Annotated in this window: 25 protein-coding genes; 11 read left to right on the top strand and 14 right to left on the bottom strand. The window is 68.3% G+C overall.

Features of this window, described 5'->3' with window-relative positions; all coding sequences use genetic code 11:
* Positions 1-76: 76 nt before the first annotated feature.
* From ACWGI2_RS15905 to ACWGI2_RS15870, 8 genes are all read left to right on the top strand, one after another.
* Complete coding sequence (locus ACWGI2_RS15905) at positions 77-826, top strand: hypothetical protein (protein WP_453695895.1); 750 nt, start codon at positions 77-79, stop codon at positions 824-826.
* Between the two features lie 143 nt (positions 827-969).
* Positions 970-1,641 (top strand): hypothetical protein, encoded by a 672-nt coding sequence (locus ACWGI2_RS15900; RefSeq protein WP_453695894.1) that lies wholly within the window; start codon positions 970-972, stop codon positions 1,639-1,641.
* 14 nt (positions 1,642-1,655) lie between these two features.
* Entirely contained in the window at positions 1,656-2,723 is a 1,068-nt protein-coding gene (locus ACWGI2_RS15895) for a hypothetical protein (RefSeq protein WP_453695893.1), read from the top strand.
* Positions 2,724-3,002: 279 nt separating this feature from the next.
* The gene (locus ACWGI2_RS15890; protein WP_453695891.1) at positions 3,003-3,293 is read left to right on the top strand and encodes a hypothetical protein; all 291 of its coding nucleotides are present in this window, start codon (positions 3,003-3,005) and stop codon (positions 3,291-3,293) included.
* Between the two features lie 12 nt (positions 3,294-3,305).
* Positions 3,306-4,571 carry a putative T7SS-secreted protein gene (locus tag ACWGI2_RS15885; protein WP_453695889.1) on the top strand — a complete coding sequence of 422 codons (1,266 nt, stop codon included), beginning with the start codon at positions 3,306-3,308 and terminating at the stop codon, positions 4,569-4,571.
* 56 nt (positions 4,572-4,627) lie between these two features.
* The gene (locus ACWGI2_RS15880; RefSeq protein WP_453695887.1) at positions 4,628-5,056 is read left to right on the top strand and encodes a hypothetical protein; all 429 of its coding nucleotides are present in this window, start codon (positions 4,628-4,630) and stop codon (positions 5,054-5,056) included.
* Entirely contained in the window at positions 5,043-5,669 is a 627-nt protein-coding gene (locus tag ACWGI2_RS15875) for a hypothetical protein (RefSeq protein WP_453695886.1), read from the top strand. The genes ACWGI2_RS15880 and ACWGI2_RS15875 overlap by 14 nt, the downstream gene beginning before the upstream one ends.
* On the top strand, positions 5,666-6,271 hold the full coding sequence (locus ACWGI2_RS15870; RefSeq protein ID WP_453695884.1) for a hypothetical protein: 606 nt from the start codon (positions 5,666-5,668) through the stop codon (positions 6,269-6,271). Before ACWGI2_RS15875 ends, ACWGI2_RS15870 begins: the two co-directional genes overlap by 4 nt.
* A gap of 11 nt (positions 6,272-6,282) precedes the next feature.
* Here ACWGI2_RS15870 and ACWGI2_RS15865 read toward each other — a convergent pair whose 3' ends face one another.
* The 6 genes from ACWGI2_RS15865 to ACWGI2_RS15840 form a co-directional block, all read right to left on the bottom strand.
* Positions 6,283-6,837: a hypothetical protein gene (locus tag ACWGI2_RS15865; protein ID WP_453695882.1), complete on the bottom strand. Its 555-nt coding sequence runs from the start codon at positions 6,835-6,837 to the stop codon at positions 6,283-6,285.
* A 9-nt stretch (positions 6,838-6,846) separates the two neighbouring features.
* Complete coding sequence (locus tag ACWGI2_RS15860; RefSeq protein WP_453695881.1) at positions 6,847-7,464, bottom strand: hypothetical protein; 618 nt, start codon at positions 7,462-7,464, stop codon at positions 6,847-6,849.
* Positions 7,465-7,521: 57 nt separating this feature from the next.
* Positions 7,522-8,193 carry a hypothetical protein gene (locus ACWGI2_RS15855; protein ID WP_453397554.1) on the bottom strand — a complete coding sequence of 224 codons (672 nt, stop codon included), beginning with the start codon at positions 8,191-8,193 and terminating at the stop codon, positions 7,522-7,524.
* Positions 8,194-8,264: 71 nt separating this feature from the next.
* Entirely contained in the window at positions 8,265-9,653 is a 1,389-nt protein-coding gene (locus ACWGI2_RS15850; RefSeq protein WP_453695880.1) for a hypothetical protein, read from the bottom strand.
* Positions 9,654-9,656: 3 nt separating this feature from the next.
* The gene (locus ACWGI2_RS15845) at positions 9,657-10,085 is read right to left on the bottom strand and encodes a hypothetical protein (protein WP_453695879.1); all 429 of its coding nucleotides are present in this window, start codon (positions 10,083-10,085) and stop codon (positions 9,657-9,659) included.
* A gap of 16 nt (positions 10,086-10,101) precedes the next feature.
* Positions 10,102-10,407, bottom strand: a complete 306-nt coding sequence (locus ACWGI2_RS15840) for a WXG100 family type VII secretion target (protein WP_160506537.1) — start codon at positions 10,405-10,407, stop codon at positions 10,102-10,104.
* A 331-nt stretch (positions 10,408-10,738) separates the two neighbouring features.
* Between ACWGI2_RS15840 and ACWGI2_RS15835 the strand changes: the two genes are divergently transcribed.
* Complete coding sequence (locus tag ACWGI2_RS15835) at positions 10,739-15,445, top strand: FtsK/SpoIIIE domain-containing protein (protein ID WP_453695877.1); 4,707 nt, start codon at positions 10,739-10,741, stop codon at positions 15,443-15,445.
* Between the two features lie 19 nt (positions 15,446-15,464).
* On the opposite strand, the gene ACWGI2_RS15830 is transcribed toward ACWGI2_RS15835, so the two are convergent.
* Together ACWGI2_RS15830 and ACWGI2_RS15825 are read right to left on the bottom strand one after the other, a co-directional pair.
* On the bottom strand, positions 15,465-17,138 hold the full coding sequence (locus ACWGI2_RS15830) for a serine/threonine-protein kinase (protein WP_453695875.1): 1,674 nt from the start codon (positions 17,136-17,138) through the stop codon (positions 15,465-15,467).
* Positions 17,139-17,262: 124 nt separating this feature from the next.
* On the bottom strand, positions 17,263-18,147 hold the full coding sequence (locus ACWGI2_RS15825; protein WP_453397658.1) for a menaquinone biosynthetic enzyme MqnA/MqnD family protein: 885 nt from the start codon (positions 18,145-18,147) through the stop codon (positions 17,263-17,265).
* Between the two features lie 336 nt (positions 18,148-18,483).
* Here ACWGI2_RS15825 and ACWGI2_RS15820 point away from each other — a divergent pair, with 336 nt between their 5' ends.
* Entirely contained in the window at positions 18,484-18,687 is a 204-nt protein-coding gene (locus ACWGI2_RS15820; RefSeq protein WP_006138897.1) for a cold-shock protein, read from the top strand.
* Positions 18,688-18,935: 248 nt separating this feature from the next.
* Here the strand turns inward: ACWGI2_RS15820 and ACWGI2_RS15815 are convergent, their stop codons facing one another.
* From ACWGI2_RS15815 to ACWGI2_RS15790, 6 genes are read right to left on the bottom strand one after another with little or no spacing between them, the layout of a single operon-like run.
* Positions 18,936-19,733 (bottom strand): ABC transporter ATP-binding protein, encoded by a 798-nt coding sequence (locus tag ACWGI2_RS15815; RefSeq protein ID WP_453695873.1) that lies wholly within the window; start codon positions 19,731-19,733, stop codon positions 18,936-18,938.
* Positions 19,733-20,671 (bottom strand): ABC transporter ATP-binding protein, encoded by a 939-nt coding sequence (locus ACWGI2_RS15810; RefSeq protein ID WP_453695871.1) that lies wholly within the window; start codon positions 20,669-20,671, stop codon positions 19,733-19,735. Before ACWGI2_RS15810 ends, ACWGI2_RS15815 begins: the two co-directional genes overlap by 1 nt.
* A 3-nt stretch (positions 20,672-20,674) precedes the next feature.
* Positions 20,675-21,523: an ABC transporter permease gene (locus tag ACWGI2_RS15805; protein ID WP_453695869.1), complete on the bottom strand. Its 849-nt coding sequence runs from the start codon at positions 21,521-21,523 to the stop codon at positions 20,675-20,677.
* Positions 21,523-22,470 (bottom strand): ABC transporter permease, encoded by a 948-nt coding sequence (locus ACWGI2_RS15800; RefSeq protein ID WP_453695867.1) that lies wholly within the window; start codon positions 22,468-22,470, stop codon positions 21,523-21,525. Before ACWGI2_RS15800 ends, ACWGI2_RS15805 begins: the two co-directional genes overlap by 1 nt.
* A 9-nt stretch (positions 22,471-22,479) precedes the next feature.
* Positions 22,480-24,141, bottom strand: a complete 1,662-nt coding sequence (locus ACWGI2_RS15795; RefSeq protein ID WP_453695866.1) for an ABC transporter substrate-binding protein — start codon at positions 24,139-24,141, stop codon at positions 22,480-22,482.
* Positions 24,138-25,301, bottom strand: coding sequence for a C45 family autoproteolytic acyltransferase/hydolase (locus tag ACWGI2_RS15790; RefSeq protein ID WP_453695864.1), 1,164 nt, complete (start codon positions 25,299-25,301; stop codon positions 24,138-24,140). Before ACWGI2_RS15790 ends, ACWGI2_RS15795 begins: the two co-directional genes overlap by 4 nt.
* A gap of 109 nt (positions 25,302-25,410) precedes the next feature.
* Here ACWGI2_RS15790 and ACWGI2_RS15785 point away from each other — a divergent pair, with 109 nt between their 5' ends.
* Entirely contained in the window at positions 25,411-26,334 is a 924-nt protein-coding gene (locus ACWGI2_RS15785; RefSeq protein WP_453695862.1) for a MurR/RpiR family transcriptional regulator, read from the top strand.
* Positions 26,335-26,446: the final 112 nt, after the last annotated feature.

Genomic DNA, 26,446 nt, shown 5'->3' with positions numbered 1-26,446 from the left:
ACAACCCCACAGATAACGTCGGCCCCTTGGAGACCCCCCCACCCCCCACCGGGAGCCGACCGTGAATCGTGGCACCATGCACACCACCACCGCCGCGCTCGCCGCGACCGCAGCCCTGCTCCTGACGGCCTGCGGCAGCGGCGACGGCGACGGCGACGGCGACAAGGGAAGCAAGAGCGGCGACTCCGGCAAGGCGGCAGCCGACTCGTCCACGCCTCCCGCCAAGAAGAAGCAGGCGAAGTCAGCGGCCCAACTCGCCCTGACCAAGAACGAAGTGCCCGCCCACGCCGTAGTGGAGCCCTCCGACAACTTCGTCTTCGCGAAGTCGAGGGACAACATCAAGCTCAGCAAGCCCGTCTGCGCCCCGCTCGGGCATGCGATGAGCCAGTTCCCTGTCGGCGACACGCAGGACAGCTTCGTACGCGTCGCCGAGAAGAAGGATTTCGACGGCGCCTTCACCTACGTCACGCTCGCCACGTACGCGCCCGGCGAGGCGCAGAGCACGATGGCGGACATGACCAAGGCGGTCAGCGCCTGCGCGGGCGGCTTCACGGCCAAGGGGGACAAGGCCTCCAACGTGTACGACTCCGTCACCTCGGAGACCACCGGCACCGCACCCACGCCAGGCGCCGAGGAATCCCTGGCCTTCAGGGCCACGACCAAGTACCAGGGCGACACCCACACTGTGCGCACCCAGGCCACCCGCCACGGCGACACCATCGCCATCTACTTCGCGATGGACGGCAGCGCGTTCACGCAGTCCCGTTCCGGCAACGGGAAGATCTTCCCGGCCGTGGTCAAGTCGCAGGAGAAAAAGCTCGGTTGAGACCGATGGGCTCTTCGAGTCACGACACGATGACAGTTCATCGAAATAGGACGCCTTGCCCCGTTATCAAGTCTGGTGGAACCAACAACCCCACAGATAGCGTCGGCGCTTTGGATACCCCCTCGCCCCACCGGGAGCCGACTGTGAACCGCCGCACGATGCCCGTCACCGCCGCGCTCGCCGCGACCGCAGCCCTGCTCCTGACGGCGTGCGGCAGCGGAGACGACGGACAGCCCAAGGACGACAAGATCGCCGGGTCCGACCAGGGCGCCGACAAGCCGAAGAAGTCGGCGGAGCCGTCGGGAGCGCCGGCGGAGGACAAGCCTGACGGCGTGGACGTGACTCTGCCCAAGGACATGGACCTCGTCTTCGACTGGGACAAGCCGAGCAACAAGAACGAAGCGGCGGCGATGGACGACGCCGCCAACTTCTTCCGCGCCATCTACCGGGGCGTCGACAAGCGCACGGCCAAGGATGCCGCTGTCACCGCCTACTCCACGGGCGAGGGGCTCCACTACGCGAAGACGCAGATCGACGGCCGGGTCGACGGCGGTTGGACCGCCACCGGTACACGGCGCCACTACCAAGCCGCCACGCGGTCCACCGCGAACGGCAACTCGGTGGAAGTCGCGTCCTGCGTGGACTCGAGCAAGTTCTACGGCAAAGAGGTCAAGACCGGAAAGATCCTGAAGACCAAGGCCAGCGTCGAAGACTTCGACTACTTCAAGATCATCATGGTCAAGCACCCCACGGGCAAGGACCTGTGGCAGGCATCCAAGGTGTTCGTCGAGACGAAGGCGGAGAAGTGCCAGTGAACAGACCACGGCGTATGGCCCTCAGTACCGGCACGGCGGCCCTGGCACTCGCTCTGAGCACCCTCTCCCTCACGGAAACCGCCCATGCGGGAGAGCCCGAGAAGAACGACAAGGGCGCCAGCACGGAGGAGCAAGGCGGCAGCGACAAAACCGGTATCTTCGCCGCCGCCAAGGTCGATTACTCCGGAGCCGTCACCAAGGACGGCGGAAGCGGAAACGTTACCTCCGCTGACGTCAACTGGAACCCGCCGCCCTGCTGGTACGCCCCGTACCTCGGCGCCAAGGACTTCAAGAAGAAGATGTCCGGCGACATCAAGGACGCCAAGAACGCACCCGGCATGGGCGGCCACGCGGGCGCGGCGATAAACGAGATGCAGCGCCACTACGAGGACGACTACGGCTGGACCGACACCCCCGGCTACAAGGACTACAACGTCGAGAAGGACGGCGAGGGGATGTTCTGGGCCGGTGTCGAGAACCCCAACGAACCCGACTACCTGAAGCGGACCGGGTGCACCGACCTCCCCTTCTGGGTCGACAACGGCGAGCCCCCGCCGCCCCAGCACGAAGAGGCCATCACCCCGGAGATGCTGGCTGCCCTCGCCTATCAGCACATGGAGCTGCCGGGCACCAAGGTCACCCTCGCGCCCGAGGCCGTCACCAAGGTGAATCTGCCCACCTGGGCCTGGCTCGACAAGGCCGTGTTCGACGAGGTCAAGGCGACGGCGGCCATCGACGTCCCCGGTTTCAACCTTGAGGCGACGACGACCGCCAAGCCGAAGTCCCTCACGCTCGACCCCGGCACCAAGGACGCCACCACCATCCCCGCCAACGGTGAATGCCCCATCGTCGACGGCAAGATCGGTGAGCCCTACGCCAAGGGCAAGTCCAAGGAAACCCCGCCCTGCGGCATCACGTACCGCCGCTCCTCCGGCGGCGAGACGTTCCCCCTCAAGGCCTCCCTCACGTGGGAGATCAGCTGGACGGGCACGGGCCAGGCGAATGCGGTGGACATGCCCAACGGCACGATCGAGGCGGTCCAGGACATCGCGGTCGAGGAGATCCAGTCCATCAACCGGTGAAGCGGACGCCGCCTCGCACTGCACCAACGACTTCTACCTCACCCTGACCCCGGCAGCCTCGTGGCAGCCGGGGTCTTCCGCTGTGGCGCCCTCTGCCACGCCCATTGCTGTGCCCATCACGTGACGACCCGACGTCAATCGAGCGATATCGGTGGAGTTGTTCTTCTGTGGGGCCTGGCGGAACCACCAGCCCCCTGGATACCGTCGGCCCGATGGAGACCTCCATGCCCCACCTGGAGCCGACCGTGAACCGCCACAGTATGCCCGAGGAGCGCCGACATGACTGATCTCGGCGTGGATTACGACTACCTGTACACGATCAAGAAGGACCTGGGAATAGTCCGCAGAGAGTTCAAGAACTGCTCCGGACATCAGGACGACCTTCGTGACGAGTACGGATCTTTTTTCGTATCCGGGGCGATGGAGGAATTCACCGACAACTGGGACGACCACCGCAAGGAGATGCTGGGGAGCATCGAGAAGGTCGGCAAGCTCGTCGAGCAGGCAATCGAGAACTTCGAGAAGCTCGACAAAGAGCTCGCCGAGGCAAACAAGAGCAAGAAGAAGTGAGGGAGAACTCACGTGGCTGGCCGTCCGGTCGACTGGTCCCCGATTGCCGAATCAGACCCGACTCCAGGTGACCCGGACGCGGTCCGCCATGAGGCCAAGCGGCTCTCGACCATTGCGGAAACCCTGGCTCGGCAGGTGAAGAAGCTCCGCGAGCTCGGCGATGACGACAACATCAAGGGCAAGTACGCGAAGAGCCTGAAGGAGGAGTCCGACGAACTCGCAGGACGCTTCGAAAAGACCAAGGGGCGCTACGAAAAAGTGGCGGGCCATCTGAAGGCCTGGGCCACCGAGTTGGAGCATGCCCAGGGCCTTGCCAAGAAGGCGCGTGACAAGGCGCAGGCCGACGAGAAAGACGAGGAGGCCGTAAGAGATGCGCGCACGCAACTCTCCACCGCCATCTCCCACTACAACAGCCACGCGACCGCGGCCCGCACGAAAATCCTGGACGCGATCGATGACGCGGTGGAGGACAGCCCTTGGGACGACCTGGTCTCCTGGGCCAAGGAGCACGCGGAGGGATTCAAGCTCTTCCTCGATGTGCTCAGCTGGATCGGGACGGCCTTGGCCATCGCCGCGCTCTTCGTTCCAGGCCTCAATTTCCTGGTCATCGGAATCGGCCTCCTGGTCGTGGGCGGCCGCATCCTGCTGGTGAAAGCTGGGAAGGCCACTTGGATGGACGTCGCCTTCGACGCCTTCGGGCTGCTCACCATGGGACTCGGCCGAGGTGCCATGGTCGGGCTCAAGGCCGCGAGCAAGTCGACTCGCGCCGCTTCCACGGTGCACAGGGTTACCAAGCTGAAGGACGGGCTGCGGGGCACCAAGTCCCTTCGCGACCAGCTGGCCAACCGGCTCGCCGGCACGACCGACGACGCGGCCAAGGCCGCCATCCGCCAGGAAATGACCGCCCTTCGCAAGGGCATCGCCGGGCGTGCCGGACGCGTGGCCGACGAAATGCCGCCGCCCAGTGGCTGGTCCAAGGCAGTGCACCTCGGAGACGAGGAGCTCGCTTCCTTGCGCCAGGGAATCAAGCAGAACAAGGAGCTCTTCGGCGAGGGCGTCTCGCAAGGCACCAAGTGGGGCGGAAATACCGCGTACACCCTCGCCATGGCATCCACCTACTCCGGTACCGCCGTCGACTGGGGGGACAAGTTGCTGGGTGACAATGACACCTTGAACGCTGCGAGTGACGGACTCGATATTCCGCATAAGCCCAGCTGGGAAGGTTACAACGACTTCAAGGCAAGCCACGGTGTGAGGCAGGCCGTGTCCGCTTGGTGAACACGCGCAGCAGCAGACCGTGACGTGAGGAAGACGCAAGAACGAGGAGCGCCCACATGGTGCCCAACACAACGGCCGGTGCAGCCATTGGCCTCTCACCCGAAGACCGGCAGGTGATCAGAAACGCGCGGATCGCCATCGTGACTCCGCTCGCTTTCCTTGTGATCGCCATAGTCGGCGGAGTCCTCATCTCGTCCGAGGCCATCCCGAAATCACTCAGTGGCGTCTTCCGCATCCCGGGGCAGGCGCTCCCGTTGCTGGCGGTTGCCGCCCTGTCCGCCGGTGTCGTGTTCCTCCACAGACAAGGCAGATGGCGCAAGGAATTCCTCCGCTACTTCGCAGGCGGTGGACTCGCCCAACTCGCGCCGCTGCTCCTGTTGATGCACCACTTCCCCGCGGTGCTCTTCGCCCCTCTGCTGCCCGCTGCCCTCACGCTCGCCTATGGGGCGCTCAACCGCAGGAGCCGCCGAGATGGCGTCGGCTGACACCAGAAACGCTTTCGGTTACACCCTCATCATTCCTCCCGGGTGGACGAGGATCCCCCTGAGGGAAGGCACCCAGGAGACGGTCAAGAAGATCGTCGATGAGGCTGCCGAGAGGATTTCGGGTGATCTGCCCAGGGACAAGGTGACAGAGGCCCGCCTGGAGTTGTACCGACGGCTGAACTCCTCGGTCAAGGAAGCACAGCGACGGGACGGTGTGGACCTCTACCTTCCCGTGGAGCCCATGCACGGGCACCTCATCGCCGCTTCCATCGTCGTCGCCAAGGTCGACATCGCGCTTCACGACGGGGTCGGCCGGCAGGACGCAATAGCGCAGTTGCTCACCGATTCCGCAGACTCCGAGTCCGCGGAAGTGGCCGGCTCGTCAGCTGTACGCAGAGAGCGGACGGTGGACGCCGACCCGGAGAAGGGCGCCGAAGCGCCTTCGAAGCATGTCGAATACATCGTGCGAGTGCCCTCGTCCGGTGCCGATTCCGGCTGGGTCGTCGTCAGTTTCACCACCATCGGTGACGCAGACCCCGAAGGCGATATCAGCGAGATCCTCGTCGAGCTCTTCGACGCCGTCATGACCACGTTCCGCTGGAGGACCGAGTGACCGTCACCTTCTCCCTCGACTCGGACAGTGATGCCACTGTCTGGCCCGCCATGCCTGTGCTCGCCGAAGGACGGCGATCCGCGCGGGAACGCAAGAAGTGGGCTCGCCGCACATCGGAACTGCTCTGGTCACTCGTGGACGACGAACCGGTCGACGAGAAGCAGGTCAAGATGCTGGCGCTGGAGCTGGACTCCGCGGCCGAACTCATCCCCCGGACCATTCCGGTGCACCAGATCTTTCTCTACGTTCCGGATCCTCGCCGAGAGTTCCTCACCTTCCTCGTACACGCGGGCCCGAGCGCGGGGGACGTCGGCTCAAAGCTGGAGGAGCTCGTCCAGAAGAACGAGCCCGGGGCGGCCCAGGACCCCGAAGTCATCGACTTCGACACCGAGCGCCTGGGCCGAGGCATGCGCTCGATCCGCTTCTTCGTCGCGGCCAAGGCCGGCGCCATGTGCTGCTCGGTGAACTACGCCTGGCGCATCGAGTCGCTGGGCATCGATGTGATCGTACGGACCGTCGGTGAGGACATCGGGTGGATCACGTCGAACATCGACGAGTTCGACGACTTCGCCCGGAGCCTTTTCGTCAACCTCGACACATAGCGCACAGCCGCCTACCTCGCCACCCGGCTCTTCCCCTTGCCCTTCTTCCGCAGCTTCCGCAGCCTCGCCTGCTGGGCAGCCCTGCGCTGTTCCTCCCGGCCGGCCCGGACTCGGTAGGCCGCCCAGCCCAGAACAGCGGCAGTGGCTGCGTACGCCAGGAGAGCGGGGAACGCCCCCTCCAGCTCCCGGCAAGTGGCGGACGAGGAGCGGCAGTTGCGGCCGGGCAGTGCCGAGAGGATGTACAGCGTCAGAAGCAACGGCACGGCCCAGCACACCGCGGTGGCCGTGCGGCGGGCGATGCGGGGTGACTTCTCCGTGTCCCGCGGGGCGTTGGACACCGCCAAGCCTCCGTACGCTCCAGCCACCGCCAGTACTCCGGCCGCGATGCCGAAGACCCAGGGGCCGCCGGGCCAGCCCGCGATCAGGTTCGGCGACTCTCGGATCACCGTGCGCCAGGCTCCCTTGACCCAGAGGAAGCCGACGACCAGGGCCAGCAGCACCAGGACGAAGGCCGCGATGCTGAAACCGTCCCGGAGGCGGGAGTTGCCTTGTGTGCGCGTCATCATCAGTCGTCGTCAGTCCCAGTGCAACGTGCCGGCCACCACGTCGAACAGCTCCACCATCTTGTCCGCCAGCGGATCCATCGGCGTGGAGAAGTTCAGGAGCAGCCAGCTCTTGGTCGCGGGGATGGGGACGTAGTACGTGAGGAGCGTGCTCGGGAGTTCGTTGCCCAGCTGGGTGGTGGGGTCCGGGGCTTCCTTGCGGCGTTGGCGGACCGCCTTGCCCGCTGCCTCCAGGGTGACCACGCCCACTTCGGCGCCGGTCGTCCCGGATCTGTCCGTGCTCGCCAGGTGCTCCGCCAGTTCCTCCGCGTCCGAGATCTCCGGCCACTCGTCCGGGCCCGGAATGCTGATCAGGAGGGACGAGGACAGCGGGACGGGGCCGATCGTCAGGGTGGAGATGTAGAGCTCCGTGCCGCCGATGCCGTACGCGTCCTTGGCCTTGCGCTGCAGCTCCCGCATGAACTGCTTCTTGATGTGCGGGGCGTTGTCCACGCCCTGGAACTGCTGTTCCGCGAGGGCGATGATGCCCCGGTCGCGATCCTCCGGAGCGAGCGGCAGCTGGAACCAGCCGTCGGGGACGATGACGTTGTAGTCGGAGGGCGGCGAAGTGAATTCGCTGGCGTTCTTCATCGGGTTCTGGCTCTCGAATTCACTCAGGGACGTCCGGGTTCCGGCTCTCGAATTCACTCACGGTCGTCCGGGTTCCGGCTTCGGGGCGATCTCGTTTCCGTCCTCGTCCACCAGGTCCAGCCTCAGTGTCGGGACGATCTCGTCCACCAGCTGGGTGTTCTCCTCCGTCAGCTGGATCTTCTCCCACGTCGCCGTGACGACGACCAGGCTCTGCATACCGGGCGGAAACACCGCGTACTTCACGAACTCGGTGATCCGGCGGCCCAGGCCGAACATCCGCTTGACTTTCAGCGTCGCCTGGACCCGCAGCGCGGGGCCCGCCGCCAGCTCCAGGCGGGTCACCTCCGGGTCGCCCACGACCTCGCCGTTCTCCCACTCCAGGAGCAGCGGAAGGACCTCGTCCGGCGTGGGGCGGGCCACGCCCTCGTCGCCGTACGAGTCGATCATCAAGTTGATCAGGCCCTCGCCGCTCTCCGCGTAGTACGCCGCCGCCAGCGCCGGAGCGTCCTCGTTGAGGTTGAGTGCCCGCTCGGCCATGTCGTCGAAGACCGCGCTCTTCTCGATCTCCAGGGAGAGCGGGTTGAGCTCGTTGACGGTCTTCGTGGCCAGTGCCTTCGCCTCGGCCTTCGAGGCCTCGCGCAGCGTCAGGTCTACCCAGCCGGGCTGCAGGTCGAGACGGACCGCGAAATCCTCGGACAGCGCCGGGACGTCGTCGTCAGGTGTGTTCACTGCGTTCCTTTTGGTGGGGGCCGGTGGGGGCACGGTGGGGACCCGGTGGGGGCCAAGGCGCCGGTGCGGGATCAGGCCACGAGCGGGTTGAGGTTACCGTCAAGGCCGAGGCCGGCCAGCGTAATGCCCGCTCCGGTGACTCCCAGACGCGTCGCCGTCTTCGAGATCTGGCTTACGGCATTCACGTCGAAGTTGCCGAGTCCGCCCGCTCCCGACTTGATCGCCTTCAGGTCGGACGCGACGCCTGGGTCGGCCATGGAGAACGACTTTCCGGCGCCCTTGAAGGCACTTCCGCCGCCTCGCTCCGACAGTTCGTTCCTGGCGGCCGCAAAGTTTCCGCTGCCGGGCTTGAGGGTCTTGAGATTCTTGCTCCAGGCGGCCTTCGAGAACGGCTCGGTGAACGGCTCCTTGAGGGACTTCCAGCCCTCGCCCTTCTCCAGCTTGAACTTCTTCCCGGAGAGCTTTCGCAGGTTCTTGTTCGCCCTGGTGACCTGCTTCGTCGTCCGCGCCTTTCCGGCCCGGCCCATCTTGCTGAGCGCCGTCTTGGCGAACTTGCCCGCCACCTTCGAGAAGGCCTTGCCCACTCCCATCAGGAGGAAGCCAACGGCCGCAAGGCCCACGTCCATCCAGTCCGCATTGCCCTGGAAGACCTGAATGATGGTGCAGATGGTGGTGATCAGTGTGGCGATCATGGCAATCGCGCCGAGTACCCCCGCCAGCGCCTGTCCGATCACCGGGATCCAGCCGACCACCAGGGAAAGGATTCCGCAGATTGTGGAGATCAGCTCCGTCACGGACTTGATGTTGTCGACGAGGGTCTCCCAGAAGCCGTCCTTCAGGGAGTCGTCGGCGATGACGTCCTCGATCGCGTCACGCGCGCGCTTCGCCGCGTCGTCACGGACCTTCTTCGCCTGGTTGATTTTCTCCCTGGCAGCCTCGATCTCGTCGCCCGCGGCGTCCCGCGCCTCTTCGAGCTTCTTCTTGTCGTCCTTTCCGTCCTTCTTGTCTTTGTCTTTGTCCTTGTCCGAAAGGGCGTCCAGGCTCTTCTGGTTGGCGCTCTTGCGCTCCTCCGCGTCCTGCGCCTCCTTCAGCGCCAGATCCGCCATCTCCTGGGCGCGGTTCAAGTCCGAGGCGTAGTTCTTCGGCTTGGCGTGCAGCTTGTCCTCGAAGCGGCCGCCGACCTCCGTCACCTCACTGCCGAGCGCGTCCGCCGCGGTGTCGTACCGCTTGAAGGCCGCCTCCAGTTTCTTGACGTTGCCCTGCGCCTTCTCGCGGAACTCCTTGCCCGCCTTGCTGTCCCAGGCCTCGACCTCGGAGACGGCCTTGATGTTCCTGATCTGCCGTTCGAGCTCGTCGGCGGTCTTGCGGAGCTTCTTTCCCAGGTTCGCGACCCGGTCGGCGTCACCGGGGATGGGGTCGTTGTCCGCGACCGGGTGCCAATCGCGTGGGCGTCCGGCCATGGGTCAGCCCTTCTTCTTCGACTTGGGGTCATCCGCGCCGCGGATCGCCTCGGCCAGCTGGTGGTCGATGTCCTCGTACGCTTCGGCGGCGGCCTTGGCGATCTGGGCGAGCGCGTCGACCTCGTCCGTCAGTCTTTTGCGGCTCAACTTCCAGTTGTCCGCGAAATCACCGAATTTGTCGGCGAGATCGCCGTTTCCGAAGTCGTCCTCGTACTGACCGCCGAGATCTTCCAGGCCGTCGAAGGCCTTCTTCACGTTGTTGAGCCCGGTGCCCATGCCCTTGACCACGTCAAGGTCAAGCTTGGCCCGGCCGCCACCGCCACCCACAGTGCCCCCATGCGTCCCATTACCGACAAACAACTGGTGCAATAAACAACTGGTGCGATGGGCCGCCGCTTTCCGCGGACAGCCCATCGCACCGGTGTACTTCAACAGGTCAAGGGCGTGATCAGCCCTTGCCCTTGACACCCTTCGCGAGGTCGTCGTCCAGGTCCTCGTACGCCTTCGCGGCGCTGGTCAGGAACTTGCCCATGCCCGTGAGGCCCTCGATGGTGTCCTTCGCGCCCTTCTTGAACTCCTTGAAGGAGTCCTCGAAGGCCTGCGAACCCTTGCGAGTCGTGTAGCCGTTCTTCACCAGGTTCTCGACGAAGCGCTCGAGGGCGTCGAGCTTCTCGTCGATCTTGTCCTTGGCGTCGTTCAGCTTGCCCGCCGCGGTCCGCATCTCCTCATAAGTGATATCGGCGTCTTTGGCCATGTGGCTTCACATCCAATCCAACTCGCCGCAGGGCCATCCCCCTTGGCTCCACCAGTGCGGGTCCGCTCGATCCCGTACGCCCCGCGTGCGAGGCCGCTCGGTTGCTCGTGCGATCTTCCGCTCTTGGGACAGCAGCTTACGGGTGGGGCAGAAGTGAGCACAGCCCGGTTGAGTCACAGCTCTGCTATGAGCTCGTGCACAGCCCGTTGCCTGTGGGAAGGGTGGAGCGGCTATCGTCACAGGCACTGTGGACAGCCTCACAGGCACCGTGTACCAGCCACTGTGACCGCGTTCCGGAAGCGGTCAAAAGGGGCTCAAGGGGAGGACGATCGTGCGCCTGACTCTGACCGTCGTCGATCCGCTCGGCGGCGCGAACGCCGACGTCGTGCTCGACGCCGATCCTGAGTCCTCCGTCGGGGACATCGCCAAGGAGCTGGCGCAACAGGTGGGGTACGGCGGCGGTGACGCCCAGATCATCCCGATCGGCGGGCACCAACTCCAGCCCGGCGGCGGCCAGGCCGGGGCGCCCGTCGTCTTCGTGGACGGCTACCCCATCGACGCCTCCGCGACCATCGGGACCTCCGCGCTGCGCGAGGGCGCCGTCGTCAGCCTGCACGATCCGGCGGGCTGCCTGCCCGGCGAACCCACCGGCCTCGTCGAGTTGCGCGTCGCGGGGGGCCCCGCGGCCGGCGCCGTGCACCGGCTCGGCATCGGGCGCTATGACATCGGCAGCGGACCCGCCTCGTACATCCGCATCGACGATCCGGAACTGCCCGCGCGCGCCCTGACGTTGTCAGTTGCAACCGATGGCACCTGCCAAGTCGCCGTACATGGGGACATAGACGGCGTGACCCTTGAGGGCAAGCCGTTCGGCGAGGCAGAGGAAAGCGAGAAGAAGGGCGAGGCGGGCGACAAGCCGGAAAAGAGCAAAAAGCGCGACAAGAACAAGCGCGACAAGAACAACAGGACGGACAGCGGAGGGAAAAAGCGGGACAAGGGCGAATGGCCGCTCGGCGCGCAGATCGCCGTCGGTAACACCCTGCTCGAACTCGACAGGTACGCGCCGCCGAACGCCGCCCTGAAATGGTCCGAGGACGGCACGGGACTCGACTACAACCGGCCCCCGCGACTGCGCCCGCCGGAGCGGCAGACGAAATTCAGGCTGCCGAGTCCGGTACGTGATTTCGAGGCGCGCCCGCTGCCCTGGCTGATGGCACTCACGCCGCTCGTCGGTGCCGTCGTATCGGTGATGATCTTCGGGCGCTGGTACTACCTGATCATGGCGCTGCTCAGCCCGCTCATCCTTTTCGGAAACTACTTCATGGACAAGAAGCATGGGCGGAAATCCCATGCCAAACAGGTCAAGGAGTACAACGAACACAAAGAGCGGATCGAGAAGGACGCGCAGGAAGCCCTCGTCGCCGAGCGGATGGACAAGCGGCAGGCCATTCTCAGCCCGGCCGGCATCCTCTCCCTCAGCACCGGACCCCGGACGCGTCTGTGGGAGCGGCGGCGCACCGACTCCGATCATCTCCTCGTGCGCGTCGGCACCGGGCGGCTCGACTCCGAGGTGGTGCTCGACGACCCCGAGCAGGACGACCACAAGCGCGAGGTCACCTGGAAGATCGAGGACGCGCCCGTCGCCCTCTCGCTGCGCGATCTCGGCGTCATCGGCATCGCGGGCCCCGGCGACTCGGCGAAGGCGCTCGGCCGCTGGGCCGTCGCACAGTCGGCGGTCCTGCACAGCCCCCTTGACGTGCAGTTCTACGTACTGACCGAGAACTCCGCACGCGAGACGTGGGACTGGACGCGCTGGCTGCCGCACTCGCGGCCCTCCGGGGCGCAGGACGCCAACGTACTGATCGGGACGGACGCCGAGACCGTCGGCTCCCGCATCGGTGAGCTGACCCAGATCCTCGCCGCCCGCCAGAAGGCCGCCAAGGAGAACAACCGCGGCGGCGCCACCTCCTTCGGCGACCCCGACATCGTCGTGGTGTGGGACGGCTCGCGGCGGCTGCGTTCCATGCCCGGCGTGGTGAAGCTGCTGCGCGAGGGTCCCGCCGTCGCCATGTACGCGCTCTGCCTCGACGACGAGGAGCGGTTCCTGCCCGGCGAGTGCCAGGCCATCGTGATCGCCGAGCCGAAGGCCGAGGAGATCGGCCTTCCCGCCCCGTCCACGCCCGGCGCGGCCACGCCCGCCGCCGGTGCTCCCGGCGGCTTCCCCTCCTTCCAGGCCTGGCACACGGCCGCCGGGGACGATGCCGAGCAGGGCGCCGAGAAGCCCCTCGAACTGCGGCTGCGCGTCGAGAAGACCGACGCCGCCCGCATCCGTGACGTACGCCCCGACTTCGTCTCCTCCGCCTGGTGCGGACGCCTCGCCCGCGCGCTTTCCCCGCTGCGCGACATCAGCGGCGAGACCGAGGACTCCGCGCTGCCCGGCTCCAGCCGGCTGCTCGACGTGCTCCAGCTTGAGCCGCCGACGGCCGACCAGATCACCGCGCGCTGGCAGATGGGCGGCCAGTCGACGATGGCCGTCATCGGCGAGTCGTACGACGGGCCCTTCGGCATCGACATGCGGCGCGACGGGCCGCACGGCCTGATCGCCGGTACGACCGGTTCCGGTAAGTCGGAGCTGCTCCAGACGATCGTGGCGGCCCTTGCCGTCGCCAACACCCCCGAGAACATGACCTTCGTCCTCGTCGACTACAAGGGCGGGTCCGCGTTCAAGGACTGTGTGAAGCTGCCGCACACCGTCGGCATGGTCACCGACCTCGACGCCCACCTCGTCGAGCGCGCCCTGGAGTCGCTCGGCGCCGAGTTGAAGCGGCGCGAGCACATCCTCGCCGCCGCCGACGCCAAGGACATCGAGGACTACCAGGACCTCGTACGCCGCGATCCCTCGCACGCGCCCGTGCCCCGACTCCTCATCGTCATCGACGAGTTCGCCTCGATGGTGCGTGACCTGCCCGACTTCGTGACGGGCCTCGTGAACATCGCCCAGCGAGGCCGTTCGCTCGGCATCCACCTGCTCCTCGCCACCCAGCGGCCCTCCGGCGTCGTGTCGCCCGAGATCCGCGCCAACACCAACCTCCGTATCGCCCTGCGCGTGACGGACGGCGCCGAGTCCGCCGACGTCATCGACGACCCGGCGGCAGGCCACATCGCCAAGAGCACGCCAGGACGTGCGTACGTACGACTGGGTCACGCCTCGCTCGTCCCCTTCCAGTCGGGGCGCGTCGGTGGCCGCAGGCCCGGCGCCACCGACCCGGCGCTGCTCGCGCCGTGGGCGGGCTCGCTCGGCTGGGAGGACCTGGGCCGTGCCGCCCTGGTGAAGCCCAAGGCCAAGGCACGCGAGGAGGAGGAGATCACCGACCTCAAGGTCCTCGTGGACGCCGTGCGTGACGCGAACGCGACGATGGGCATCCCCGCGCAGCACAGCCCGTGGCTGCCCGCGCTCTCCGAGCAGCTCCAGCTCGACGAGATCCCGCTGCCCGTCGCGAGCGACAAGCCGGGCTCCCTCGCCCCCGCGCCCTTCGGCCTGGAGGACATCCCCTCCGACCAGGCGCGCCGCCCGGTCGCGGTCAACTTCGAGACGTTCGGGCATCTGCTCATCGGCGGCGCCCCGCGCAGTGGCCGCTCGCAGATCCTCCGTACGATCGCGGGCTCGATCGCCCGTACGCACTCGTCGGCGGACGTCCACCTCTACGGCATCGACTGCGGCAACGGCGCGCTCAACGCCCTGACCCGGCTTCCGCACTGCGGCGCCGTCGTCAGCCGTAACCAGACCGAGCGCGCGGTGCGCCTCATCACCCGGCTCAAGGGTGAAGTCACCCGCCGCCAGGACCTTCTTGCCGACAAGGGCTTCGCCGACATCGGCGAGCAGCGGGCGGCCGTGCCCGAGGAGGAGCGGCTCGCGCACATCGTCGTGCTCCTGGACCGCTGGGAGGGCTGGCTGCCGACCCTCGGTGAGTACGACCACGGTGAGCTGACCGACGAGCTCCAGGCGATGATGCGCGAAGGCGCGAGCGTCGGCATCCACCTGGTCATCACCGGTGACCGCCAGGTCCTCATCGGCCGCATGGCCTCGCTCACCGAGGACAAGTACGGCCTGCGGCTCGCCGACCGCTCCGACTTCTCGATGCTCGGCATGAACGCGCGCAAGGTGCCGGAGGAGATCCCGCCGGGCCGCGGCTTCAAGAACGAGCACGGTACGGAGACGCAGTTCGCGCTCCTCTCCGAGGACTCCACCGGCCAGGGCCAGGCCGCGGCGCTCTCCGAGATCGGCGAGGCGGCGGCCGTGCGGGACGCGGACGTGCCGCGCGCCCGCAAGCCGTTCCGCGTGGACAGCCTGCCGAGCCGTATCGGCTTCGCGGACGCGTGGGAGATGCGGGACCCGGAGGCCTCGCGCTCCAAGCTGTGGGCCCTCGCGGGCATCGGCGGCGACGACATCATGGGCTTCGGCCCCGACCTCGCGCAGGGCGTACCGACGTTCGTGGTCGCGGGCCCGGCCAAGTCGGGCCGCAGCACGACGCTGATGAACATCGCGCGGTCGTACATGACACAGGGCGTACGTCTGGTCATCGCGGCCCCGCGGCCTTCGCCGCTGCGAGAACTGGAGGGCCAGGAAGGCATTCTGAAGGTCTTCGTCGACGACGACATCGAGAGCGACGACTTCAAGGAGGTCGTCGAGTCGGCGTCCCCCGAGGACCCGATCGTGTGGATCATCGACGACGGTGAGGTCCTGGAGGACTGCGACGCGGAACGCGAGTTCAAGCGCCTGGTCCAGCGGGGCTCCGAGCGAGGCCTCGGGCTCGTCATCGGCGGCGACGAGGAGGAGGTGTGCGGTGGCTTCTCCGGCTGGCAGGTCGAGGCGAAGAAGGGCCGCCGCGGGATTCTCCTGTCCCCTCAGGACTCGTCGAGCGGCGAACTGATCGGAATCCGGACCACCCGAAGCATGGTCGGCGGCCCGATCGCCCCGGGCAAGGGCCTGCTGTACACGGGCAGCGGGGAGCCGGTCACCGTCACCACTCCGATGTGAGGGGCGGGGCCCGGAGGTCTCACTTCACGCGGGACATCCGGGCCTCGGGATTCCCCGACTCCGCGTTCTCGGAGAGGTAGAGGAGATCGTCGCCCTTCGGGCGCAGTCGGACCGTGTGTGCGTTCTTCGTGCACTGCGCGGCGCTCTTCGCCTGACCCTTGCCCTTCGCCACGATCTCCTTCTCGGACACCGACTTCAGGACGAGGTCCACCGCGCACTTGCCGCCCAGTTGATCCGTCTGCGTCATCACCGCGAAGCGTTCACCGACCTTGCCCTGCTCCACCTTGAGTCTGAACGTGCCCATCGGGACAGCGCCGCCCGCCGCGACCGCCTGGCCTTCCCAGGTGCCCCGGTAGGAGGCGGGGACCTTGCCGCCTGGCTGGTCGGCGCCGCCGTCCCCCGGCTGCTGGCTCGCCGCCGGTGGCTGCGCCGCGCCGTCCGACCCCTTGTCGTTCCCCGGAAGCAGGCCCAGCACGAAGACGGTCCCCACCGTCACCGCGGCCAGCGCCCCCGCCACCCCCAGGACGAGCGTGCAACTGACCTTGCGGCCCCGCCCGTCGGCCCCACTGGGCGTCGAAGCCGCGGCGACCGAGACCGTCACACGGCCGGGGGGCGGCCCCGAGGGCGCTGACGTCTGGGTGGGGACGTACGCGGGAGGCGGCGACGAAGGCGCGTACGACGGGTCCGGCGGGCCGAAGGAACCGCTGCCCACCGGCACTTCGCCGCCGGCGGACCCACCCACCACCGAGCTGCCGAACGGCACCGGCCCCGACGGCTGTTCCGCCGCTCCTGCCCCGTGTGTCTCCAGGTCCAGGAGCCGCACCGCACTCCTGCTGACCCGCTCGACCAGCGGACCCGGCAGCCACCCTGCCGCCACCAGGCTGTCCGCGCCCGTGGGGGCGAGCCGCCTCGCGATCTCCCCCGGCGTCGGGCGCCCACCGGGGTCCTTGGTCAGGCACTCACGCGCGAGGTCCCGCAAATCCCCGTCCAGCGCGCCCAGTTCCGGCTCCTCGTGTACGACCTTGTAGAGGAGGGAGGCCGATGAGTCGCCCGGAAAGGGTGCCGTACCCGTCGCCGCGTACACCAGCACCGCACCCAGCGAGAAGACGTCCGCCGCCCCCGCGACCCCCTTGCCGAGGATCTGCTCCGGCGACATGTAGCCGGGCGACCCGACGGAGACACCGGTCGACGTGAGCGAGGCCGTGCCGTCCGTCGCCCGTGCGATGCCGAAGTCGATCAGCCGCGGTCCGTCCATCGTGAGCATCACGTTCGACGGCTTGATGTCGCGGTGGACGAGCCCGAGACCGTGCACGTGCGTCAGCGCCTCGGCGAGGCCCGCCACCAGTACGCGTACGGAATGGGCGGGGAGAGGGGACAGGTCCCGTACGGCGTCGGCCAGGGAAGGTCCCGCCGCGTACCCCGTCGCCACCCACGGAACCGGCGCCTCCGGGTCCGCGTCGAGGACCGGCGCGGTCCAGTCGCCGCCCACCCGCCGCGCCGCGTCCACCTCGCGCCGGAAGCGGGCGCGGAACTCCTCGTCGAGCGCGAAGTGCGGATGGACGACCTTCACCGCGACCGTACGGCCGCCCGAGCTGCGCCCCAGGTAGACCCGGCCCATGCCGCCCGAGCCCAGCCGGCCGAGCAGCCGGTAGGGCCCGATGACGGTCGGTTCGCCGGGATCGAGCGGGTGCATGACGAAGGCCTCCCCCGGACGCGCCGCACGGCCGCGGCCGCACGGGCCGCGCGCATTGTCTGCAGCTCAGGGTAGTGCGCGCGCACGACCCGTGGTCCCGGCGTGCCTGACCGTGTATCGCGTACTACTGCCGCGACCCCAGCAGCTCCACCCGCACGTCCGCGGGGAAGCCCGTCGTCTCGCCCACCCGGCGCGCGAACTCCGCGACGCCCTCCAACTGCGCGCTCCCGAACCGGAAGTCGAGCGTCGTGAAGTACTTCTCCAGGACTCCCGCGTCGAAGGCCTCCCAGCGCGCGGCCTGCTCGGAGACCTTGCCGACCTCCTCCAGGGAGAGGTCGCGGGAGGCGAGGAACGCCTTGTGCACCGCGCTCACCACGGCCGGTTCGCGCGCCGCGTAGTCCTTGCGCGCCGCCCAGACCGCGAAGACGAACGGCAGACCCGTCCAGTCCTTCCACATCTGGCCCAGGTCGTATACGTCGAGGCCGAGCCGCGGGCCGTCGATCAGGTTGGCCCGCAGCGCCGCGTCCCCGATGAGGACGGCGGCGTCCGCCTCCCGCATCATCAGGCCGAGGTCGGGCGGGCACGTGTAGTAGTCGGGGCGCACGCCGTGGCGCTCGGCGAGCAGCAGCTGTGCCAGGCGCACGGAGGTGCGTGAGGTCGAGCCGAGCGCGACCCTGGCGCCGTCCAGCTGGTCGAGGGGGACCTGCGAGACGATCACGCAGGACATGACCGGGCCGTCGCAGCCGACGGCGAGATCGGGGAAAGCGACGAGGTCCTCGGCGTTCTTGAGGAACTCGACGAGAGTCACGGGCGCGATATCGAGATCGCCCCGCACCAGCTGCTCACTGAGCTTCTCAGGGGTGTCCTTCGTGAGCTCGAAGTCGAGCAGCGTTCCGGTCCGCGCGAGTCCCCAGTACAGGGGCATGCAGTTCAGGAACTGAATGTGACCGACGCGCGGCCGGGGGGTGCGGTGATGGCCGGGGAGCTGATCCGAGCCCGCCCCGGCGATGGTGTCAACGGGAGAATTGTCCACATCGGGGAGGCTAGCCCCCTTGCGGTACGGTGCAGAAAGCGGGGCCCCGATCCCGTCCTTGTCAAGAGCTTTCGACCTGGTCTGTCAACCCCTCTGGGGGGTCCGTCAAACATCCGGGTGACGTGATCTTGCCCCCTATTGCATTCGGCTGCCTGCGTGCTAAGCTCGCCGCAAGTTGCAGTTTGGTTTCCCTTGCAGTACAGAGCCTGCGGAGCATGTGACCCGCGGGCTCTCGTCGTTTTCAGACTTATGCAGTTGTTTCAACAATCGCAGGTTCTGGAGCAGGGCAACCCTTTGGCCCAAGGAGGGCTTATGGCTACCGGAACCGTGAAGTGGTTCAACGCCGAAAAGGGCTTTGGATTCATCGCCCAGGAAGGCGGAGGCCCCGACGTCTTCGTCCACTACTCCGCGATCAACGCAAACGGCTTCCGCTCCCTTGAGGAGAACCAGGCCGTGAGCTTCGACGTCACGCAGGGCCCGAAGGGTCCGCAGGCGGAGAACGTCACCCCCATGTAGTGGGGCGCCCCATGTGAATGGGGCGTGTGACAGTTCCGGTGACTTGATCCGGACATGGATAGCAGTACCCAAGGAGCCCTTCCTTCCGCGTGAGCGGAAGGCGGGGCTCCTGCCTTTTTCTGGCCCCTGGGCCTTGGGAGCTTGGGGGCTCTTTTGTCTGCGGGTGGGTGGGGGCTTGGCGCGCAGTTCCCCGCGCCCCTTACGGGGCCCGGGTGGGTGGGGGCTGGGCGCGCCGTTCCTCGCGCCCCTTACGGGGCGCTGATCGCAGCCTCGGGGTTCCAGCCCTCCCTCGGTACCGATGCCAGGAGTCTGGTCGTGTACGGGGACTCCGGTGATGTCAGTACGCGGGGTGTCGGGCCCTGTTCCATCACCTTGCCCCGGCGCATCACCAGTACCTCGTCGGTGATGTGCTGGACGACGGCCAGGTCGTGGCTGACGAAGACCAGGGCCACCCCGGTGTCCCGGCGGATCTCGCCGAGCAGTTGGAGGATCTGGGCCTGGATCGACACGTCCAGTGCCGCCACCGCCTCGTCCAGGACGAGCACTTGGGGGTCCACCGCCAGCGCTCTCGCGATGGCCAGGCGTTGGCGCTGGCCGCCGGAGAGTTCGCGGGGGCGGGCTCCGGCCTCTCGGGTGCCGAGGCCCACCTGGTCCAGGAGGCCTGCCGCCAGGCCCTCGTCCCTGCCGTGCAGGCGCAGGGCCGTGCGGAGGCACTGGGTGGAGGTGAGGCGGGGGTCCAGGGAGAGGTAGGGGTCCTGGAAGACCATCTGGATCTCCCTGGCCCTGGCCAGGCGCGCGGTCCGCTTCCGGGGTGTACGGGCCTCGCGGGGGCGGCCTTGCACTTTCACCGTGCCGGAGTCCTGGCGGGCCAGGCCCACCAGCATGCGGGCGACCGTCGTCTTGCCCGAGCCCGATTCACCCACTATGCCTATGGATCCACCCGGTTGGAGCTTGAACGTCACGTTGTCGGCCGCCCGGTGGCGACCGCCGCCCGGCAAGGGGTAGCTCTTGCCGAGGCCATCCACCGTCAAGAGAGCTTCGGGCATCAGTGGCTCACCTCTGTTGTGCCGGTGACGGCGCAGGCCGCCGTCCCTCCGTCCGGGAGCTTCAACTGCTCCGGAGTCCATGTCTCGCACCCCTCCTCCGCATCGCCGCACCGCGACACGAACGGGCAGCCCGGGAACGTGTCCGCGAGGGACGGTGGGCGGCCCGGGATCGGGTGGAGGGTGTGGGTCGTGTCGCCCAGGGTGGGCGAGCAGGAGAGCAGACCCCGTGTGTAGGGGTGCGCCGGGGTGTCGAACAGGGCCTTCGCCGAACGCTGTTCCACCACACGGCCCGCGTACATGACGTACACGCGGTCGCAGTACGCGGCCGCCAGGTGCAGGTCGTGGGTGATGAAGAGCAGGCCCAGGTCCCGCGTGGAGCGGAGCTCGCGCAGGAGCGCCAGGATCTCCGCCTGGGTCGTGACGTCCAGCGCGCTGGTCGCCTCGTCCGCGAGGAGCAGGCTCGGCCCGGCCGCGAGCGCGCCCGCGATGACCACGCGTTGCAGCATGCCGCCGGAGAGCTCGTGCGGGCGCTGGCGTACGCGGTGTTCGGGGTTCGAGAGGCCCACCGCGTCCAGGAGCTCGACCGCCCGCTCGCGGGACGCTCCCCTCTCGACCAGGAAGTCACCGATGCGGCGGACCGGGTTGAGCGCGGCGCGGGGGTCCTGGTGGACCATGGCCACCGTTCGCGCGCGGTGGGTCCGCAGGGCCTCGCCCGTGAGGGTGAGGACCTCGGTGCCGTTCACGTGGACGGAACCCGACGTCACCGCACCCGCCGGCAGCAGACCGAGCGCCGCCTTCGCCGTGGTCGACTTGCCCGAGCCCGACTCACCGACCAGGCCGACGACTTCCCCGGGGCGCACGGTGAGGGACACCGAGTCCAGGAGCGGCCTGGCCGCACCCGGCAGCCGCAGGGTGAGGTCTTCGATTTCCAGCAGCATGGGTCACTGCCTCCCTAGCCGGTCGGCGGCCCAGACCCCGACCACGTTGAAGGACACGACGACCAGGGCGATGGCCGTGCCGGGGACGAGGGCTGGGAGCAGGGCGCCCTGGACCACCGCCGCCTGGCCCTCCTGCACCATCAATCCCCAGTCGGACGAAGGGGGTTGGGCTCCGAAGCCCAGGTACGAGAGGGTCGCGAGCGACATCAGCGCCTCTCCGAACAGCACGACCAAGTAGCCGAGGATCGCGCGGCCCAGATTCGGCACCAGGTGCGCGACGCAGATCCGCGCGCCGCCCATCCCCTGCACCCGGTAGGCGTCCACGTACGGCTTGCGGGACTCCGAAAGGGCCAGCGAGCGCACGTACTTGGCGATCGTCGGCGTGAAGGCGAGGCCGAGCGCCAGTACCGATGTCGTCATTCCGGCGCCGAAGACCGCGATGATCAGGACGGTGAACAGCAGGCCTGGGAACGCGTACATCACGTCCGTGATCCGGGAGACCAGCGCGTCCACCCACCCCCCGCGCCACGCGGCGAGCACGCCCAGCGTGACGCCGAGCACGGCCGCGACGGCGAGGAGCAGGATCGGGGCGATCAGGCTCGTGCGGGTTCCGTACAGGGCGCGGGAGAGGAGGTCCTGTCCGGAGGAGTCGGTTCCCAGGAGGTGGTCGCCTGACGTTCCGACCAGTGACGCCGAGAGGTCGATCGCGTCCGGTGCGTAGGGCGCGAGCAGCGGTGCGAAGACCGCTGCGAGGACGACCAGGCCGAGCAGGATCGCGGCCACCATCACCCCGACGGGGCGCCGGCGTCGTACGGCCAAGGGCGCGAGCCCCACAGCTGCGGTGGAAACCATCAGGACCGTGCCTCCTTCACGCGCGGGTCGAGCAGCGGGTGCACCACGTCCACCAGCGTCGTCACCACGATGTAGCCGGTGACCATGAGCAGCAGGACCGCCTGCGCCACCGGGAAGTCATGCGTATTGATCGCGCCCACGAGGAGCGAACCGATTCCGCTGATGCCGAATGCCGTCTCCACGACCACCGTGCCCGCGAGCATCCCCGCCATGACGAGTCCGCACATCGTGATGATCGGCCCGAGCGCGTTGCGCAGGACGTGTCGCCGGATGATGTCCCGCTCCGGGACCCCTGAAGCGCGCGCCGCCTCTACGTGGTCCGACGCCGCCGCGTCCGCCATCGCCTGCCGGGTGACCCGGCTGATGATGGCGAGCGCGCCGAGCGCCAACGACAGGGCGGGCAGCGTCAGATGGTGCAGCGTGCCCCCGAAGCCCTCTCCCGAGCCCGAGACCGGGAACCACCCCAGCTGCACGCCGAACAGCGACACCAGTGCGATGGCCGCGACGAACGAAGGGACCGATGCGGCGAGCGTCGTGCCGCCCACGACGGCGGAGTCCACCCACGTGGTGCGCTTGACCGCGGCCAGGATTCCGGCGCCGACGCCCAGGACGACGAACAACACCGTGGCGTACGCGACGAGTTGGAGCGTCGTCGGGAAGCGGGCGGTCACCAGGTCGGCCACCTGGTCGCTGTACTTGAAGGACCGCCCCAGGTCGAAGTGGACGCAGTCCCACAGCCACCGGCCGTACTGGACGACCAGCGGCTCGTCCAGGTGGTACTGCGAGCGCACCTGGGCCAGGCGCTCCGGCGTCAGCTTGTCCCGGCCGCCCGCGAGGAACACCGCGGGGTCGCCCGGCGCCGCGTACACGGCGGCGAAGATGACGAACGAGGCGGCGAAGAGGGTGGCGAGGAGACCTGCGAGACGGCGTGAGATCCGAGCGAGCACGTCCCTCACCTAGCCTTTCTTCAGGCCGAGTTCGGCGGCCCACGGGTAGTAGAGGTAGGCCTGCGAGGCGGGCGGTCCCGTCAGCTTGTCGGAGACGACGAGCGCCGTCGGCACCTGCGCGACCGAGATCCAGACCCCCGCGTCCACGAACCGCTTCTGTACGTCGATCGCGAGCTCGGCCCGCTTCGCGTCGTCCAGGGTGCTCAGCGCCTGCCGGACCTTCTTGTCGTACGTGGCGTCCTTGAAGCCGACCCAGTTGTTGGAGGAGTCGGAGAGGCCGTTGTCGTAGAAGCCCATGGGGTCGGCCTTGGAGATGTACCAGTCGCCGACGAGGACGTCGATGTCGGCGCGTGCGGCCGGGTCGCTGTAGAACTCCTCGAACTGGGCCGTCGGCACGGTCTTGATCTGGCCCTTGAGCCCGATCCGCTGGAGCGCGGAACGCACGGCGTTCGCGACGACCGTCCGTCCCTGGCTGCTGTCCGTGCCGATCACGATGGGATCGGTCGGCGCGCCCGCCTCCTTCACCAGCTCCTTGGCCTCGGCCAGGTCGTCGGCGGTGGGAGTGGCGGGAGCAGCGGCCGACAACTCCTTCTGGGCCGCGGCGAATTCAGACTTCTCGTATCCCCAGGCGCCCGAGCCGACCGGTGTGGCCCACGGCTGGACGAGCCCGCCGTACCCCGACTTCGCGATCCCCGCCCGGTCGATCGCGAGGGACAGCGCGCGCCGGATCCGCGGATCCTTCAGGCCGCCCCGGGCCGTCGGGATGAGGACGAGCGACGCGGTGGACGGGCCGTAGTGCTGGTCGAGGCCCTTGCTGGTGCGCAGGGCGGATGCCGTGTTCGGGGATTCCGCGTACGTCCCGTCGGCGGCGCCCGTCTTCAGGGCGTTGACAAGGGCGCTGTCGGACGCCCAGCGGAAGACTACCTGCCGGGTCAGCGGCTTCTCGCCCCAGTACTTGCCGTACGCCTCGATGGTGATCGAGTCGCCGGACTTCCAGCCCTTCAGTTCGTACGGGCCGCTGCACGCGTCGCCCTGCCCAGGTGTGCCGAAGTCCTTTCCGGCGGCGGCTACTTGTTCCTTGTTCCAGACGATTCCCGCGTCGCCCGCGAGTGCCTTGGTGAAGAGCGCGTCGGGGGTCTTGAAGCGGATGGTGATCTCGCGGTCGCCGGTCTTCTTCATGGACTTGACGTTGCCGAACTCGTCGGCCTGCTCCATGTCCGGGTCGGCGTGCCGCTTCAGTGACCACAGCACGTCGTCGGCGGTCAGCTTCGACCCGTCGTGGAAGGTGACGCCGTCCCGGACGGTCAGGACGAGGGTCTTGTCGTCGGGCGTATCGGCCTTCTCGGCAAGGAAGGGCTTCGTCGTCATGTCGGGCTGGAGCTGGTAGAGCCGCTCGCAGACGTTCGTGAGGACGACGCGGCCCGCGCTCGATCCCTGGGTGTCGAGGTCGAGCGAGTCCGGCTCGTCCTCAAGGAGCCAGTTCGCCTTGTCCAGCGTGCCGTTGGCGGCAGCGGTCGTCGCGCTCAGCTTCAGCTTGGCTGCGTCGGCGGGCTTGCCTCCGGTCGCGGCCGTGTCGGCGCCGCTGCATCCGGCGGCGGTGAGGAGCGTGACGGTGGCGAGGCTCGCGACCAGTGGCCGCCTCGTGGTCGCGCTCGGCCTGGTCGTCGTCATCTGTTGTCTCCGTACGGGCCGTCGTAGAGGTTCCAGGGCATGTGCTGGTAGTCGCGGTCGCAGGGGGTGCCGGCGGTGACGTGGTAGTCGCCGCTGGTCAGGTCCACGCAGGAGGAGACGAGCGTGGACCAGTGCTTGACGTCGGGCTTGCGCGGGTCGGGGTGGGTGCAGAGCGACTCGGGGTGGCCGAGGTGGTCGGACATGGCCTGCTTGATCAGCTTGCGCGACTCGTCGGCGCCGGTGGACGAGCGCAGGGACTTGAGCCCCTGTTCGGCGCGGGGGACGCGGACGAGTGAATCCGACGACATGGGGCGGTAGTTGGCGGCGATCGCTGCCGGGACGCCCGCCTGGTAGTGGTTTCCGTGCACGAGGAGCCCGTCGGTGGGGTACATCCAGCCGTGCCCGGCCGGGGTCGTCTCCAGGTCGACGGCGAAGCCCTCGCGGCAGGTCAGCAGGGCGTTGGACGCGATGTGGGCGCGGGTGCGGCAGAGCACGTCCAGGGCGTCGGTGATGGTGTGCTGGTCCAGGACACTGCGGCGTACGACGGTCTGGGGGAGGCCGATCGCATCGCTGAAGCGCCCGCCGAGGCCGTTCGCGTTGAGGGCGATGCCCGCCGAGTTGGCGCCCTGGCGGCCGATCTGGCCCGCCTCGACCTGCATGATCAGGGTCGGGTGCGGGGGCTGGACGATGCGCAGCATGACGACGGTGTCGGCGACGCCGGCCCGCCAGTCCCAGTTCTGCCCGGCCCATACGTGGCCGTCGCCGCTGGCCTCTCCGTATGCGGCGAAGGAGGTGCAGCCCTCGGCGGGCTCCTCCTGTTCCGCTGCGGCGTCCTTGGTCTTCATGTCCGCGAACGAGCGGTCGTAGATGACCTCGCCTCGGGCGTTCAGGGCGAGGATGTCGTGCAGGCCGACTCCGGCTCCTTCGGCTGTCCCGCGCATCTCCTCGACGAGGTGGGGCGCGTAGTCGCGGACCGGCTCCAGCCAGCGGGCGGCTCGGGCGGCGACCTGGTCCCAGGTCAGGCCCGAGGACTGGCCGAAGGCTTCCTCGTAATAGGCGAGGGCGGCGTGCAGCTGCGGGCGGACGGCTTCGCCGTACTGGCGGCCGCGCTCGATCGGGGTGCCGGATATCTCGATGATGGGGAGGGTGCGGGGTGCCATTGTTCTCCTCGCGGCGGAGAGCTGCTGTAACGTTCATTACGAGTAGCTCTCCTTTTGGAATGCGTTGCCCAGGAGAGTAACGGCCATCACACGAGAGTCAATAGCTGTAATGGAAATTTCAGAGGATCGGACGGGGCCCGGCGAAGGGCCCGGCGGTGCGGGGCTCGCACGGCTGCGGGCCGCCGTGCGTGACCAGTGGGAGACGCTCTCGACGTCCGAGCGGGCCGTCGCCCAGTACGTGGTCAGCGCCCCCGCCGAGTCGCTGCTCTTCGCCAGCGCGCAGGAGCTGGGCACGGCGAGCGGCACCAGTAACGCGACGGTGGTCCGCGCTCTGCAGCGCCTGGGCTATGCGGGCCTGCCCGCGCTCAAGCGGGAGCTGGCGTCGGACTTCACGTCGGCGGTGGCGCCCGAGGTGCGGCTGCGGCAGCGCATCGCGCACGTGGGCCGGGATCTGGACGACATCTGGAGCGACGTCTTCGACGAGGCCCAGGAGCGCATCGAGCACGCGCGGCGCCTGACGCCGGGCGAGGCGCTGCGGGACGCGGTGGGCTTCCTCGCCGAGGCCCCGGAGATCCACTGCTACGGCATCGCGGCGTCCGAACTCGCCGCGCGGCACCTGGCGTTGGCGCTGGGCAGGATCGGCCGCCGGGCGCGGTACTTCGGGGATACGGGGTTCGCGCTCGCCGACCATCTGCTCGCCGTGCGGCAGGGCGACGCGGTGGTGATCTTCCAGCCGGGGCGGGCGTTGACCGAGCTGACGGTGCTCATAGAGCGGGCGCGGGCGGTGGGGGCGCGGGTCGTCCTGGTCACGGATGAGCTGGCGGAGCTTTACGGGGCGCGGGTGGACGCGGTCCTGACGGCGCCGCATACGCCTACCGGCATCACGACCGAGGCCTTGACCGCCCTGGTCGTGGCGGACGCGCTGCTTCTCGCTCTGGCTACGCTGGACGAGGGGCTGGCCGTGGAGACGTCGCATCAACTCACGGCTCTGCGTGAGCAGTTGCTGGCCCCTGGGCCTCGGAAGCGGGGGTAGTCGTAGGTCGTGGGTCGGCTTTTGACTGCTGCGCCGTCGTGGCTTGTCGCGCAGTTCCCCGCGCCCCTTTGGGGCGCGACCGTGCGATCTCGGCTGCGGCGCCGTTGTGGCT

The organism is Streptomyces sp. NPDC054866, from assembly GCF_053610745.1.
Note: the sequence above shows the minus strand (reverse complement) of the source record. Positions and strands in the feature narration are given on the sequence as shown.